16 protein-coding genes are annotated in these 15,502 nt (G+C 47.4%); 10 read left to right on the forward strand and 6 right to left on the reverse strand.

Annotated elements, in window-relative coordinates; translation table 11 throughout:
* Both MJZ26_07815 and MJZ26_07820 read left to right on the forward strand, forming a co-directional pair.
* Positions 1-1,043, forward strand: a 1,043-nt coding sequence (locus tag MJZ26_07815) for an MFS transporter (protein MCQ2105683.1), incomplete at its 5' end; no start/stop codon positions are given.
* A gap of 334 nt (positions 1,044-1,377) precedes the next feature.
* Positions 1,378-2,502 carry a hypothetical protein gene (locus tag MJZ26_07820; protein ID MCQ2105684.1) on the forward strand — a complete coding sequence of 375 codons (1,125 nt, stop codon included), beginning with the start codon at positions 1,378-1,380 and terminating at the stop codon, positions 2,500-2,502.
* Positions 2,503-2,655: 153 nt separating this feature from the next.
* On the opposite strand, the gene MJZ26_07825 is transcribed toward MJZ26_07820, so the two are convergent.
* Positions 2,656-3,039 carry a hypothetical protein gene (locus tag MJZ26_07825; GenBank protein MCQ2105685.1) on the reverse strand — a complete coding sequence of 128 codons (384 nt, stop codon included), beginning with the start codon at positions 3,037-3,039 and terminating at the stop codon, positions 2,656-2,658.
* A 19-nt stretch (positions 3,040-3,058) separates the two neighbouring features.
* Between MJZ26_07825 and MJZ26_07830 the strand changes: the two genes are divergently transcribed.
* The 6 genes from MJZ26_07830 to MJZ26_07855 all read left to right on the forward strand — a co-directional run bounded on the left by MJZ26_07830 (position 3,059) and on the right by MJZ26_07855 (position 8,207).
* The gene (locus tag MJZ26_07830) at positions 3,059-3,817 is read left to right on the forward strand and encodes a hypothetical protein (GenBank protein MCQ2105686.1); all 759 of its coding nucleotides are present in this window, start codon (positions 3,059-3,061) and stop codon (positions 3,815-3,817) included.
* Between the two features lie 677 nt (positions 3,818-4,494).
* Positions 4,495-4,767 (forward strand): UPF0175 family protein, encoded by a 273-nt coding sequence (locus MJZ26_07835; protein MCQ2105687.1) that lies wholly within the window; start codon positions 4,495-4,497, stop codon positions 4,765-4,767.
* Between the two features lie 2 nt (positions 4,768-4,769).
* Entirely contained in the window at positions 4,770-5,261 is a 492-nt protein-coding gene (locus MJZ26_07840; GenBank protein MCQ2105688.1) for a hypothetical protein, read from the forward strand.
* Between the two features lie 306 nt (positions 5,262-5,567).
* The gene (locus tag MJZ26_07845) at positions 5,568-6,521 is read left to right on the forward strand and encodes an Rpn family recombination-promoting nuclease/putative transposase (GenBank protein MCQ2105689.1); all 954 of its coding nucleotides are present in this window, start codon (positions 5,568-5,570) and stop codon (positions 6,519-6,521) included.
* A gap of 182 nt (positions 6,522-6,703) precedes the next feature.
* The gene (locus MJZ26_07850) at positions 6,704-7,327 is read left to right on the forward strand and encodes a hypothetical protein (protein ID MCQ2105690.1); all 624 of its coding nucleotides are present in this window, start codon (positions 6,704-6,706) and stop codon (positions 7,325-7,327) included.
* A gap of 16 nt (positions 7,328-7,343) precedes the next feature.
* Complete coding sequence (locus tag MJZ26_07855) at positions 7,344-8,207, forward strand: nucleotidyl transferase AbiEii/AbiGii toxin family protein (protein MCQ2105691.1); 864 nt, start codon at positions 7,344-7,346, stop codon at positions 8,205-8,207.
* Positions 8,208-8,216: 9 nt separating this feature from the next.
* Here the strand turns inward: MJZ26_07855 and MJZ26_07860 are convergent, their stop codons facing one another.
* The 4 genes from MJZ26_07860 to MJZ26_07875 all read right to left on the reverse strand — a co-directional run bounded on the left by MJZ26_07860 (position 8,217) and on the right by MJZ26_07875 (position 12,106).
* Complete coding sequence (locus tag MJZ26_07860; protein MCQ2105692.1) at positions 8,217-9,056, reverse strand: ZIP family metal transporter; 840 nt, start codon at positions 9,054-9,056, stop codon at positions 8,217-8,219.
* Positions 9,057-9,139: 83 nt separating this feature from the next.
* Positions 9,140-9,754, reverse strand: a complete 615-nt coding sequence (locus tag MJZ26_07865) for a class I SAM-dependent methyltransferase (GenBank protein MCQ2105693.1) — start codon at positions 9,752-9,754, stop codon at positions 9,140-9,142.
* Positions 9,755-9,770: 16 nt separating this feature from the next.
* Positions 9,771-10,799 carry a DUF1848 domain-containing protein gene (locus tag MJZ26_07870; GenBank protein MCQ2105694.1) on the reverse strand — a complete coding sequence of 343 codons (1,029 nt, stop codon included), beginning with the start codon at positions 10,797-10,799 and terminating at the stop codon, positions 9,771-9,773.
* A complete protein-coding gene (locus MJZ26_07875) occupies positions 10,796-12,106 on the reverse strand; it encodes a hypothetical protein (GenBank protein ID MCQ2105695.1) in 1,311 nt (436 codons plus the stop codon). The genes MJZ26_07870 and MJZ26_07875 overlap by 4 nt, the downstream gene beginning before the upstream one ends.
* Positions 12,107-12,288: 182 nt before the next feature.
* Here MJZ26_07875 and ruvA point away from each other — a divergent pair, with 182 nt between their 5' ends.
* Positions 12,289-12,897 carry a Holliday junction branch migration protein RuvA gene (gene ruvA, locus MJZ26_07880; protein ID MCQ2105696.1) on the forward strand — a complete coding sequence of 203 codons (609 nt, stop codon included), beginning with the start codon at positions 12,289-12,291 and terminating at the stop codon, positions 12,895-12,897.
* A gap of 18 nt (positions 12,898-12,915) precedes the next feature.
* Complete coding sequence (gene ruvB, locus MJZ26_07885) at positions 12,916-13,974, forward strand: Holliday junction branch migration DNA helicase RuvB (protein ID MCQ2105697.1); 1,059 nt, start codon at positions 12,916-12,918, stop codon at positions 13,972-13,974.
* 2 nt (positions 13,975-13,976) lie between these two features.
* On the opposite strand, the gene MJZ26_07890 is transcribed toward ruvB, so the two are convergent.
* Positions 13,977-15,407 (reverse strand): BamA/TamA family outer membrane protein, encoded by a 1,431-nt coding sequence (locus tag MJZ26_07890; protein MCQ2105698.1) that lies wholly within the window; start codon positions 15,405-15,407, stop codon positions 13,977-13,979.
* Positions 15,408-15,502 lie beyond the last annotated feature (95 nt).

The raw sequence follows: 15,502 nt of genomic DNA on the forward strand, positions 1-15,502 counted from the left end.
CGGAATTCTACGTGAATCTCATGCCGGTGCTCACACAGGTGGGTTACGCCCTGGGCCTGCTTTTTATCGTGCCGCTAGGCGACATGATTGACCGCCGCCGCATCGTGCTAGCAAATTTCACCCTGCTGATTTTCGGGCTTATCTCCATCTACTTTTCTACAAACGCCGTGATGCTTCTGGCAGGTTCCTTCGTTACTGGCATCTGCTCCGTGACGCCGCAAATCTTTATGCCCATGGTTTCCCTGTTTTCAAGGCCCGACGAAAAGGAACTGAAAACCGGCATGGTCTTAAGCGGCCTCCTTACGGGAATTCTCGCCTCCCGTGTGTGCAGCGGCCTTGTAGGCGAATGGTTTGGCTGGCGTTCCATGTTCCTCATTGCCGCAATGATGATGCTCGCCTCCACCGCCATCGTCTTTAAAGTTCTGCCCAATGTGCCCACCACTTACCGCGGCACATTTTTCAGCATGCTGAAATCCATCGGGGAACTTTTTGTGCGGTTCTCCCAGGCACGAATCTACAGCATCCGCTCGGGATTCGCCTTCGGCTCCTTTTTAGCGCTGTGGGCATGCCTCGCCTTCCGTATGAAGCAAGCGCCCTTCTTCCAGGACAGTAAAACCGTTGGGCTTCTGGGACTCTGCGGAATCGCCGGCGCCCTCACCGCTTCTCGCATCGGCAAGTACATCAAACGCTTCGGCGTAGAAAAATTCTGCAACGCAGGCAACTTCCTCATGGCCACCGCCTGGGCCACCTTCTACTTCGGAAGCAACAGCTACGCCGCCATCATCGTGGGCATCATCCTCATCGATATCGGCATGCAATTTATCCAGTTGGGCAATCAAAGCTCCGTCATGAAACTCTGCCCCGAAGCCACCAGCCGCATGAACACCATCTTCATGACCATCTACTTTATCGGCGGCTCCCTGGGTACATTCCTCTCCGGCACCTTCTGGACACTCTGGGGCTGGAACGGCACCGTCTTCGCCGGCCTCTTGCTCACCGCACTTTCGTTTATAACAACTGCCGTCAGTTATTGCAAGAGATAAAATACGTGGCGCAAGCGCACTCCCACGCGTCTCGGCAGTACGAACAGTGTTCGCGTTACTCTCAACTTTTGGGCGTTCCCCCGGCTCCCGGGACACGCACAACAGAACCGCCGCCGGGGTCGGGCTGTATTCGCTTCGCTCACCGAGCCGCGCTACGCGAGTCTCGGCCCATACGGGTAACCATCCCTAACGCGAATGCAGGATGCAAGATGTTCTATATGCCTCAGGGTGAGGCGTATGGGAAACTAGGCAAATTCTGATTAATAAAATTTATTTTCAGGGGAACGATGTTTTAGAAAAACTAAATTTATGGGGAATATATTCGGAGTTTTTTATGAAGACTTTTAAGAAAATTGGTTTGGTGAGCGCGGTCGCTTTTGCGCTGTTCGCCTTTAACGCCTGCGGCGACGACTCCAACTCCACCAGCGCATCTGGTGAAAACAGCACACTGAGTTCCGCTGTTGAGGACGATGAATCATCCTCCAGTATCAACGGCGACTCTTCCTCTTCTGTCATTCCGGGTTCCTCATCAAGTGTCATCCCGAGCGACAGCGAAGGTTCTAGCAGTTCCTCTAGCGTAAAAGCCGATGGAAAATCAAGTTCTTCATCTAAAAAGGGCGGAAGTAGTAGTTCCGAATTTGTATATAGGCTATGCGAAGAAAATGAGCATAAAGTTGTTATTTCTGCTTTAGATACGGGATATGTCACATGTAAAAATAACCAATGGGTCATTGATTCTATTGTGGAAGCAGTCTTGCCCAAGGTTTACCCGAACATGGACAGTGTATTCGGCTCTAAGGCTACTTATGGAACCTTTACGGACCCTCGTGATGGAAAGGTTTATAGGACGGTCAAGTCTTTTGACATGGATGGAAATTACAGCTTTACTGTGATGGCTCAAAATTTGAATTTTGCAGATACCGTGCTTGATATCGCCACGACCATATTTGATGATGCGAAAATTGAAAAAAGTTGCTATAAGGACGACCCCTGGTATTGCGACAACTACTTCGGAGCTCTATACTCCTGGAGCGAAGCGATGGGACTCCCAAAAGTTTGTGACAGTGTGAGTGTGGCCGATAACCCCAAGTGTACCGCCAATTTTAACGATAAATATCCCGAAGACAGCAAGGTGAGAGGCGTTTGTCCCGAGGGATGGCATGTGATGAATGAAACTGAGTGGAAACATGTTGCTATCACTCCTGCTGGAATAGATTTGAGTCACAGCCTTCTTTCTCAGGCTATTTGGTCACATAAGTTTACTGCGAAAAACTCGTACGGTATGAGTATCTTGCCTCATGGCGATGACGGCTATGAGAAGGAATTGGCCAAATTTTGGATACCCTCTGAAAAAGATTTAGATGTCGCAAAAACAATTACTTTTAGTTTGGAAGAATTTTCTGTGTCAAAATCTTATAAAAGAAGTCATTTAAATATTCGTTGTGTTCTTGATTATTAAGATACGCAAAAAAAATTGAAATCTACCGAGATCCAATATGAACAAGAAAAACAAGCTGCTTAAAAATAATCTTTATAAGATGGAGTCTTTGGTTTGCTCGTGATGACTGCAAAATCGGCATCCATCAACACCGCAAGATTTGCATAGACACATTTAACAGAGTTTTAATATGAACACATTCAAAAAAATCACACTCACCAGCGCAGTCGCTTTTGCGCTGTTCACCTTTAACGCCTGCGGCGACGACTCCACCAGCGCATCTGCTGAAAACGGTTCCCTGAGTTCCGCTGTTGAGGACGATGAGTCGTCCTCCAGCATCAACGGTGACTCTTCCTCTTCTGTCATTCCGGGTTCCTCCTCAAGCGTCGTGAGCGATAGCGAAGGATCTAGCAGTAGCGTCAAGGGCAGCGACACAGCCGATGGGTCATCCTCTTCTGTCATTCCCGACCCCGATCGGGAATCTAGCAGTTCCTCGGAAAAATCCAGCAGCAGCTCGGCTAAGTCCAGTTCCTCGGTGAACTCCTCATCAAGTGTCAAGTCTAGCAGTAGCTCTTCTGTGAAACAGTCGAGTTCTAGCTCTAATGAAATTCGATCATCTAGTAGTAAACAAAATCCTTGGGGGACATCGGCTGAATGGAGTCCGTTTAATTGCAAGGATTTTGGAGGGTGCCTTGAATTTACAGATGTTCGAAATAATCGATCTTATAAATATCTCAAGTTTAAAGGCCGTGATACTCTTGGAAAGGTTACTTCAATTTATGCGATGGTTGAAAATTTAAATATTGGTGTTATGGTTCGTGGAAGGAAAAATCAGGAAGATAATGATATAATTGAACGGTATTGTTATGATAATGATACATTAAATTGTCATTATTATGGTGGGCTTTATCAATGGGCTGAGATGATGCAACTGCCAAGTGAATGTAACCAAAAAGATTGTCGGGATAAATATGACGCAACAACTCTTCATCATCAGGGAATTTGCCCGGATGGCTGGCGTCTGTTGACTTATAATGATTTCTACATCATAGTCAATAGCAATGGTAATACCCACGGTGTTGAAGGGGTGCGATCTACATTCGGTTTTGGTGGTTACAATACCACAGGGTATAGCCTTGTTGGGGCTGGCTACAATTGGGACAATACTTTCGTAAATTTAAATGAGGGAACTTATTGGCATTATCCTGAGGAAAATCCTGAAAATTTTGCATTATGGTCAAAGGGCTCGTGGCAAGATCGAACTTCAAAATCAAATCCTATATCAAATACTCCTAAAAAACAAGGCTTTTCTGTTAGATGTGTGATGGATGAGTAATTCAATCGGAGCCTAGACAAAGACTGCTTTGCGTTATACAACCATTGAGGTCGATGCGTCTAAAAAAATCAGCAAGGAAAATTTGCTCGTGATGACTGCAAAATCGGCATCCATCAACACCGCAAGATTTGCATAGACACACCGACGGAAGCCGACATGAAAGCCTTCAAGAAAAACATCCCTGTCGGTTCCACATCGCTTTCGCGTTAGGCCCCGCAGCCCGCATGGGTTAGGACGCGAAGCGGCTGAACGACAAAAAGACCGAACTGGATTTTTCCAGCTCGGTCTTTTTATAGCGCAAGAGGGCCGGCCCGCCAGGGCAACGCCCAAAACATCGCCCCCTGTCGCCTATAGTTTGCAAAGTGAAATTTTTTCGCGCCCCGCCTTGACGCCGCCCAAACTTTTGTATAAATTTAGTAGTGAACAAAAGAACAGTTGTTTGTTCGTTTCCGGCCAATGCCGCGTTAAGTATTATGAGTTAAACAGTCCGTCGCTTTTTTAGCATGTAGCGACTGGAGGAAAGTATGAATAAAGCAGTTTCTGCCAATAATGGCGAATTCCATACTGAAGTTTGCGTAGAGAATATTTGTATTCAAAAAAGGGGCCCGGGAAAAATACAAGACCATCCCTGGAATGCTGTAAAAATGTATATTAGCGGGAAGCGAAGGAGGTCGATTATGGCGACAATAACAATGGAAGTCCCGGAAGACATCATGAATTTCATGGTGTGCGAAAACAAGTGCGATGAGCTCCGTCGCAATGCTTTGTTGCTGTACCCCTTTATCAAGAACGAGACAATCTCGCATGGTCGTGCCGCCGAAATTTTGGGCATTTCCAAGTGGGAACTGATTGAATTGTATGGGAGCGAGGGAATCCCGTATATTGACCAGAGCTGGGAAGAAGTTGAACAGGACGCAGGCAATGTGATGGAACTACTTTCCAAGAGGTAGGGATGATTGTCGTTTCTGATACAACTCCAATAATTTCTTTTCTCAAAATCAACCGTCTTGACATTCTTGAAACTCTCTTTGGCGAGGTCCTGCTTCCCGAGGCTGTGTTCGAAGAACTGGTTGCAAACCCGATTTTTCAAGAGGAAGCCGACAAAGTAAAAAACTGCAGTTTTCTCAAGAAAGTCTCGATTGCTAATAGCAACACTGTCAATATGCTGATGCGCATGACTGGTTTGGATCTTGGCGAAAGCGAAGCAATCATCTATTCCGACGAAAACAAGAGCGATCTTTTAATTGTCGATGAAGTTCGAGCCAGACATGTGGCCACGACTATGAAATTACGAATATCCGGCACAATTGGCATTTTAACTGCAGCTAATGAAAAAGGTCTGTTGAATAAAGAAGATGCGATTGAATGCGCTAGGATTCTTCGATTGTCCAAAAGGCATATCAGCGAGACGCTCTTAAATTCATTTGTTGAAAATTTGAAGTAGAGTTTCGCCCTGCTTTCGCGTTAGGCCCCGCAGCCCGTATGGGGTCGGACTCGCGCGGCGCTTGCCTTGTGCAGTCGCAGGTCGCGCGAGGCTGAACGAACGACTCGCATCGCGAGTCGATAGCGCAAGAGGGCCGGCCCGCCAGGGCAACGCCCAAAACATCGCCCCCTGTCGCCTATAGTTTGCAAAGTGAAATTTTTTCGCGCCCCGCCTTGACACCGCCCAAACTTTTGTATAAATTTAGTAGTGAACAAAAGAACACTAATCAAGCCGTCGCTTTTTTAGCCTGTAGCGACTGGAGGAAAAATGAATAGAACCCAGTTTTGGGCCATGGCCCGCGATCTCAAGGAACATCCTGAGAATCTCCCCAAGTATCGTGAAATCTATAGGAATGTCTATCCGTTCAGCGATGGCATTTTTAAGATGCTGATGGCGAGCGAAGGCAAGCCGGAGCGAACGATCAAGTTTTTGAACGCCATGCTCGGGCTCACTGGGAACAAGGCGATTACGAAGTTCACCCTGGGCGTTCAGGAACAGCCTGGCGTGATGGACAACAAGACCAACATTTTTGACATTTACGGATACAATCAGGCGAATGAACCCGTGGTCATCGAGGTGCAGCAGAATTTCAACACGCTGTTCATGGACCGTCTGGTTTATTACACATCTCGCATCGTGAATAACCAGGTGAAGAAAAACAAGAGTTACGAGCTGCCGCATATCTATGTGCTTTCGCTGCTTGTGGATGACCAGTTCCCGCTGGAGCCTGACACTTATTTTCATCAGTGCCAGGTAATGCGGAACCGTAAATATCCATTCAAGAAGATTGATGTGTTCCTTGTGGAAATGTCGAAGTTTTTCCGCATGGACGACCGCCTGCAAGAAGAAAATTGCTGGGAAGCCCGTGATGTGTCGCCCCGCGCAGAAATGCTGCGGCTCTTTCGCGATGTGCTGGAAGACAAGACCATCGACGAGGAAAAAGCGGGAAATCTCCTTGACGAAGACTTCGCAAAAGATGTATCTTTTGTGGGGTACACCGATGAACTTTTACTCCTGGAGGTAGATAACATGACTGACATGCTTTACGAAAAGCAGGGCTCCTACCTGCAGGGAAAAGAAGAAGGTCGCAACGAAGGTCTTTCCCAGGGGGCAGATGCCAAGAACAAGGAACTTGCCAAGGGGTTCCGTGATGATGGTGTTCCTCTGGAAATCATTTCTAAGCGAACAGGCCTTACTCCCGAAGAAATCAAGGAGTTGTAAATTCTATCATCGTTGATACAACGATTACCGGCATCAACCCAAAATCGCAAACATCCATTCGTTGTATAACAAACTTGAATTGGCCAATAATCGGAAATTTCCACAATTCAACAAATGTTTCGGCCTCCTTGACTAACACAATTTAATTTCATATATTAAATCTTGTTAATTACGAGGCAAATATGCTGCTTGAATTTTTGAAAAAGAACTTTGGCCCCGGAAAGCCGATTTTTACAGCCGACGCAGAATGTCTGGGGTTGTCCCCCGTAAATCTTCGTCAACAGTTTAAAAAGCTGTGCGACAGTCATCAGCTACTCCGCTTCGAAGCGGGCGTATTCTTCTTGCCCGATCCCAATGGCGAATATTGCCCAAAGCCCTCGGCCAACATGGTGGCAGAATACAAGTACATCCGCAACGAACAAGACGTGTACGGATACTATTCTGGCTACACCTTTGCAAACCAACTTGGCCTAACCTTGCAAGTGCCCTACAAGGCTGAAATTGTATCAAACAACGCGACTGCAGTTGTGCGCGAAGTAAAAGTCGGACAAACTCCATTTTTTATCCGTCGTTCGCGAATTGCAGTGACTCGAGAAAACGTGAGCACGCTGCAACTCTTAGATTTGCTAAAGGATGTCGAGGAATACACGGACTACGAATGCGAAGAAGAGGCTCCCGACCGTATCAAGGGCTTTATTCAAAGAGCAAAAATCACCCGCGCAGACATAGACAAATACATCGGCGAATTTCCGCTGAAAACCTACAAGAGCATTTACGATTTGAGGTTGGAAAGTGTATTTGCATAATGAGCCTGATTACTTTTTGAAGTTGATAAAGGGCGCTAGCGACACCCTGAATGTGATGGACGCTTTAGTTGAAAAAGACTATTACGTCTCCCTCATCCTTGCCGAAATCGCGGCTACATCAGACCTTGCCGTTTTCAAGGGCGGAACATCGTTATCCAAGGCGCACCATACAATCAATCGATTTTCAGAAGACATCGACATTGCATTTTGCGGTCACATCGGTGCTTCGCGAAGAAAAAAGCTTAAATACAATGTGATCGCGCCTATCGCAACAAAGCTCGGGCTTGTCATTACCAACTTTGACAAGACGCAAAGCGATCGCGACATCAACAACTACACTTTTGCCTATAAGCAGTTGTGCAACTCCAGTGCACAAGTCGTTCCAGAAGTCCGCCTAGAAACCAGTATGGTCACCGAAGCGTTTCCTGTTGTAGAAATGTCCATCGGGAATTACATTGCAACATACGCAAGCAACGTAGATGTTGAAAAGTATGATTTGCAGCCGTTTCAAATGAAAGTGCAATCTTTAGAAAGAACCTTCGTAGATAAAGTCTTTGCCATTTGCGACTATTACCTCGCCGGAAAAACAAGACGCCTGTCTCGTCATCTTTACGATTTGCACAAGTTGTATCCGCAAATCACATTTAATGATGATTTAAAAAAGCTAATCCAGCAAGTTCGCAGCGTGCGGGCCGCAACTGACACTTGCCCATCGGCCATGCCGGGCATCAACATCAACGAACTGCTGAAAGAAATCTGCGAAAAAGATTTCTTCAAAAAAGACTACGATGGGGTAACCCAGTTCTTTGTATTTGACAATGTGAAATACAAAGAAGCTAAAAGCACGCTTGGGCAAATTGCAGAAAATTTTAATGATTAATCCCTCAAATTACAGCGCCGTATCCAGCACCATCATCAGGGAAAATCCCAGAGCGAAAAGCAGAGTTACGCCGTCAAAGTGAACACCTTCATTGGCTTCGGGCAAAAGTTCCTCCACCACCACGTAGATCATGGCTCCGGCAGCAAGGCTCAACAAATAGGGCATGGCAGGGAGAATGGAACTTGCCAAAAGCACCGTAACCACGGCGGCGCCCGCTTCTGCAACTGCAGATACAAAACCAAGTCCAAAGGACTTTAAACGTGTCTCGCCCTCGGCACGCAAGGGCAGCGAAACAATTGCACCTTCCGGAAAATTCTGCAAGGCCATACCGATGGAAACTGCAACTGCAGACGCCAACGAGATTCCGCCCGCCGCGCCCACGCTTGCAACATCGCCAGCAGTTCCCGCAACGGCACCAGCACCCGCAAGCCATCCGGCAAACACCACGCCAATGGCCATTCCCTCTGGAATGTTATGGATGGTTACGGCAAGGGCAAGCATCGTCGTACGTTTCATTTTCACGCGGGGACCTTCGGGATCATTACTGCCCAAGTGCAAATGGGGCGTAATCTTGTCAATCAGAAACAGCAAAAGAATGCCCGCCCAGAATCCCGCAACAGGAGGAACAAAGGCAAGTTTGCCGTAATCCGCAGCCGATTCGATGGAGGGCAACAGCAAGCTCCATACGGACGCCGCCACCATCACACCAGCGGCAAAAGCCATCATGGCCCGCTGCACCTTGGGCCGCAAACTTCCCTTCATGAAAAAGACACAGGCCGCCCCGAGAACCGTTCCCAAGAACGGAATCCCAATTCCATAAATCACAGGCAAGTAATGAGCAAAATCCATAAAGCCTCCATTCAATTTTCAATATACAAAACAGAGGATTCTAGTGACAGTTATAAATAAAAATGCAGAAGTTCGAAGACCTCTTATTTTCTATACATCACCACAAAGCTTTTGCGTTTCACGATTTCCTTAATCGTCACTTCGACAAAGCCTGCGGCCTTCCCAAGCGAGATCAGTTCTTCCGGTTCAAACTTCTTGAAGCCTTTTTTCGTGTAGCTCAGTTTGTCCAGCCATTCCTTGGTGTAGACCACGTTATAGAAGGCGGCGCCAGGTTTCAGCACACGGCGAATTTCGGACAGGCCCTTTACAGTATCATTCCAGAAGTAGATGGTGTTGATGGATGTTACCGCAGAAAATGTATTTTCATCAAAGGTCAAATCGCAGCAGTCGCCAATCTGCAAATGAAGTTTTCCTTCGCGGGAGGCACGCACATTTCGAGAAGTCGCCGCAGCCACCATGTCTTCGGAAATGTCGATGCCGTACATATCGCACTTGCACTTGCCATAAAGAAGTTGCAACAAGTAACCGTTTCCAAAACCAACGTCAAGCACCTTGTCATCAGGCGAAACGTCCACCAGGGCAACCGTATTCTTGTACATGGCCCTGTTGATGACGTTCATGATTACGCAGCAAACTGCACCCACAAAACCGCGGGGGTTCCCGAACTGACTGCCGATATATTCTGAAAACTTACTCATCATTTTTCCAAAGATTCTATTCATCAAACAGGTTTATCTGCTTATCGTTTCTAGGAACGATCCAGCTGATTTGCTTTGCCTGGTGAATCACATCATTTGTTTTTAAATTGCCTATAATCAATGGCGATTCCGAATCATGCATTTTGTGATTTGAAAGCACAACATCTTTACCATAATTTGCATAACAGTATTTGCAAAGATGCAAGCAATTGCTATAGGCACCAATATCGCCGCTGACAACACACACTTCGCATTCTGAGCGAGCGAACTTTTTCTTTGGTGGAACAAAAGTCAACGCACTATTTTCAAGACCGAAAGCTTTTTCAAAAACTTGCGCCGTGCTGCAGCCACTGCAATCAGCACCGAACTTTGACAACACGGAATTTTCCACACAGGTTTTTATTGAAATGTCGTAACGGTTACCAATTTCAACAAAGGCCTTGGTTATCGCAATTTGTTCTTCGTTCGAAACAGGTTTTAGCTCCGGAAAATTTTGAGCCACTTTATTATAAATATCTACAAAACTTATGATGCATGTGTGAGTGTAACCCGCCAAAAGTTCCGCCATTACAGAAAATGATTTTACGTGTTGCTCCACGGAATATTTATCTGTAATAAAGATCGGATCATAGCGCCATTGCACTGCATCCAGATTTTTTATGAGAGTAAAATCATCTTCAAGTATAGAACTTGACTTTCTAAAATTTACGTTGTGACGATTCGTTGCAACGGAAAGTTCCTTGAACTTTTCCACAACAAAATGCTTATCAGGGACATTAGGCTCTACATCCTTTCCATAAGGCGTCAAAGTCACATGCCACAGCCAACGGTAATCCGCAAGTTCATTCAAATGGGGTATAAGTGGTGCTGGATTTTTTGTACAGAAAAAAAGTCCATCTACAACATTTGAATTTAAATCGTAGCGGGTTACAAAATCCTTATTGTACGGATTGCGAACAAGCACGTATCCTTCGCGAATACGATTCAAAAACCACTTTGAATAGAACGCCGGTAAATCGGTACGAATGCTTGCCGAGATAATCATTTCTTTGCAAATATATTAAGAACTCGGCACAACGGCAGCAAATACAGGAAGCAAGCACAAAGTACAGCGCTGTTGGGCGCCTGAGTTGCGGCAAGCACGATGGCCGTCGCCACGGACCAGGGCACAAGTGCAATCACGGTTACGGCAGAGTCGTAAATATTCAAGGCATGTTGATCGCGATTCGAACCGTCCAAATTCTCCGTCATTTGATTTGTCAAAATGATAGTCAAGGTCTGGTTGCAAACCACGCAAGAAGTTACAACAGCCGCAGTCAAAGTAGCCACAAAGGGATTGGTCCTTTTCGACAACTTCGCCACCAGAAGTTGCAAAGGCGTTAGCATTTGCGTTCCCTTGAAAATTCCACCAAAGCAACCTGCAATCACCACAATGGCAAAAACATTCACCATGGAAACGAGGCCGCCACCATTGATCATTTTCGCCATTTCGGGAACTGTAGTTTCATAGCCAAAAATGATTGATTTTAACAAATTGATAACGAACTGATTTTCAATTACAATCGCCACGACAAACGCTGCGAAAGAACTCCACAAAAGAACAAGACTTGTCCGCACCCGAGCCACAGACAATGCAACAATCACAAATGCAGGAACTAGGCTCCACAAAGAAAGGGAAAATTCCCTGGAGAAAAGTTCCGTTATGTTTTGCGAAACTGGCGACGCGGAGTCCGCAGTAACTCCATCACCACCAATTCCCGCCACAAAATAAATTCCACAGCTCAACAAAAACGGAAGCCATGTCGTGTGCAACATTCCGCGAACATTCTGGTAAATATCCGTCTTCGTTACATTGGCCGCAAGCAACGCCATGGATGAAATGGGAGAAATGCGATTTCCAAAATAAACACCTGCAAGAACGGCGCCGCCCATCCAGGCTTCATCAACACCAAGAGTGCGACCAACCGTAGCGCAAATCACGCCCATGGTTCCTGCAGTCCCAAGAGCGGTTCCCGTCAAAAGGGACATGGCGGAATTCAGCAGAAACGTCAGCAGAATAAAGCTTGTGGGGTGAATCAGCTCCACGGCGTAGCTCACAATCGTCGGGATAGTTCCGCTGGCACGCCACAAGGAAGTCAAAAGCCCCAGCAGAACAAACAACAGCAAAATGCCACGGGCTGTCTTTACGCCGTTCCAGCACATTTCCGCAGTTTTCCGCAGGCCGCAGCGACGAACTCCATAACCGCCAAAAAGCAGTAGTCCAAAGCCCAGCGCATACAGCAAAGGCACGCCAACCACAAGTGACGTCAAAAGCGCTACGCAAAAGATGGCAAGGACTGCAACTTCTATCATAAAGTTTCTTCTCGACAATAGTAGAATATTTCAGCTTACATAAAGCTTTAACGGCAAATCATTACAAAATCAGCCCCAAAAAACACATAATTTCGCATTACCGTGCTTTTTTCTTGACATTTTTAGCACAAGAGTGTATATTTGTGCAGTAAACAAACGTTCATATATACTATACAGATTTTATGATTGAGCATATCAAAGGCAAGCTAGAAGAAAAGACCCCCACCTTCGTAGTGGTCGATGTCAACGGAGTTGGCTACGGAATCAACATTTCCGCCTATACAGCTGGCAAATTGCCCGAGGTTGGCAACGACGTAACCCTCCATACCAATCTTGTGGTTCGAGAAGATTCCATGACGCTTTTCGGATTTGCCGATACAACAGAAAAGCAGGTATTCCTGATGATGCTCGATGTAAACGGGGTTGGTCCCAAGATGGCCCAACGTATATTGAGCGGTGTTTCTCCGGCTGATTTACTAAACATGATTGCCAGCGACAACAAGTCTGCCCTAGGCAAGATCAAGGGGCTCGGTAAAAAGACCTGCGAACAGATGGTGCTTACCCTAAAAGATAAGGCAGGAGTCATGCTCCAGGGCCTTGGCAACGTAGAAGGAAGCGGCATTACAAGCATGGGCGCCCTTACCGGAGCCAAGATGGAAGCCGTTCTTGCACTCCATACCCTGGGTGTCAAGGATCCTGCAGCAGAAAAGGCCGTAGTCAAGGCTGTAGAAGTTCTTGGAAACGAGGCCGACGCAGCAGCCCTGATTCCCGAAGCCCTAAAGTATCTATAGACCCAGGCAACGTACCTTATGGAAGACCAGCGCATTATTTCTCCTGAACGTCGCTCAGGCGACGAAAATGATATGGAAAGGAACCTCCGTCCGCCTTCACTTGAGGAATTTACCGGACAGAAGAGCATCAAAGAGAGCCTATCCATCGCCATGGAAGCAGCAAAGCACCGCGGCGACTCGCTGGACCATTGCCTGTTTTCTGGCCCTCCGGGGCTTGGCAAGACAACGCTTGCGGGAATCATCGCGAAGGAGATGGGGGTAAACATCCACATCACCAGCGGCCCTGTTCTTGAAAAGGCCAGCGACCTTGCCGGTCTTCTGACAAGCCTGCAAGAAAACGACATTCTGTTTATCGACGAAATCCACCGTTTGAATCGCGTTGTAGAAGAATACCTCTACCCCGCCATGGAAGACTTTAGGCTCGACATCATGCTGGATTCCGGCCCCGCGGCCCGTAGCGTAAACCTCCCTCTAAAACATTTCACCTTAGTTGGAGCAACTACCCGCAGTGGGCTCCTTACAGGGCCTTTACGCGACCGCTTTGGACTGCAGTACCGTCTAGAACTGTACGACGAAGAAGACATCGTGAAGATTCTTATGCGAAGCGCGGGCATTCTGGACGTTGGCATCGACGAAGATGCAGCCCGACTCCTGGGCGGACGCTGCCGCGGCACCCCCCGAATTGCCAATAGGGTTTTACGCCGCTGCCGTGACGTGGCCCAGGTCCGCGGCACGGGCGTCATAGACGTGGCGTCCGCACAGAAGACCCTCGACATGCTTGGAATCGATGGAGAAGGTCTTGACTTTATGGACAGAAAGATTCTGGCCATGATCATTGATAACTTCGGCGGTGGCCCCGTAGGCCTTGGCACCATCGGTGCAGCCATCGGTGAAGAGCCCGACACCCTCGAAGAAGTCTACGAACCCTACCTGATTCGAAAAGGCCTGCTGTCTAGAACTCCACGAGGCCGCGTGGCCACCCGAAACGCCTACGACATGCTCCATAGGAAAATGCCCTCGGGGCCAGTTCCCACCGGCATACCCGACATTGGCATCCAGGAAGAACTTAAACTTTAAATCTACTTGAATTCCGGAGCGATGGTCATCACCAGGTTCACACCATGCAACCCGTGGAAACCGAACTGTAGTCGGAACAGGTACATGTTTGGCTGACGCACTCGAATACCGAAGCCCCATGAGTTGTAAAAACGATCCTTGGACCAATCCTTGATTCCAGGGGCGATTAGGGCATATTCATCAAAAAGCACGCCGTCCACAAAACGGTCCACAGGCCAGCGGTATTCCCAGCTGAAACTCATGAGCTGATGGGCAGACCAAGCGTCACCATAGCCGCGAAGAGGAGTTCGGGCATTCAATAAGGTGAAGGCATTATAGGGAGCGCCTCCTTCCTCCATTTCCCATATACCGATGTAACGGTACTGGAAGGCAATAACGCGACGTTCGAAAAGAGTATTGCGTACATTTTCCGGTCGCCAAACACGCACGGCCTCATCCCAGGAGAAATCCGTATAGAACTTGCGATTAGCCCTGGCTTCCTTCGCAGAAAGCACATAGTTGTCGCCAGAACCCAAGTAGAAATAATGCTGGAACAGAAGTTCTGTCTTGAGGAAGTCGTGATTCAGCCCTCCATCCTTGATTTTGCCTTTTGCCCCCAAGGGAGCATCCTCCCCCAGATCGTCAAAATCAAGCCCACTGTACTTGCCCACAAAATTATACGTTCCCGTAATACCGAAACGACTTCCCCTTGAAGGTGCGTAAGGGACATCCAGATTGTCGTACAGGATAGACAAGGCCACAGGAATCTGCAGGCTCTTCTGGTAAAGTCCTCTATCCTGAATCGGATATTCATCGCTTACAAGAATGGAATCAGCAACGTCCGGCAAGGAGGCGTCCACAAACTTTAACGTTGTCCATCCTTCCACATTCCACCTTGCCGACTGCGTCAGGGGGCGCCCCAATCGCCATGTCATTGAGATTGTCGAATCCGGCTGGGTAAAGGCGGTCTTGGTTTCCGGCAAGATAAAGGTATCATCCCTGTCCCAAGCCATATCGATTCTATACCCACCAAAGAAGGATGTTCCAAACAGGGCATGCTTTGTGTAGCGGGCCGCCATCATTACGTCACCATTGGCGTAATAATTGCCCTGAACCACAAGATAATCCTTATCTAGAAAGATTCCGCGATGGCGGTAGTTCGCCCCGATCAAGGTCCTGGAGCCGGGCTTAAAATTGAAGCTAGGATAGATAAAGATATTATCCCGTTCACCAAAGGTAATCAGGTCTACGGACTTCTCGATTGCACCATTTTTAAACGCATAATCCATAGGCTTGGCCACCGGGTAGATCAAGCCATTCAAAACAGGCTGAATCACATTGTTAAAGGGCCATAGCCAGAGGTCCGCCAAGCGAAAGGAATCCCCTGATTCACTCGCATTTTCTTCTGCCGCATAGGTAGTCGAAGCAAGGACGAATAGAAAGCAAACACACATTGCCGCCCCACGCATTATGCGAAGGAACTCACCCCAAAAAGGCGTCTTGCAAGCGCTTTGCATTTTTTGTAAGTCCATCCAGGAATCAAATTATA

The organism is Fibrobacter sp. (assembly GCA_024398965.1).
Taxonomy (GTDB): Bacteria; Fibrobacterota; Fibrobacteria; order Fibrobacterales; family Fibrobacteraceae; genus Fibrobacter.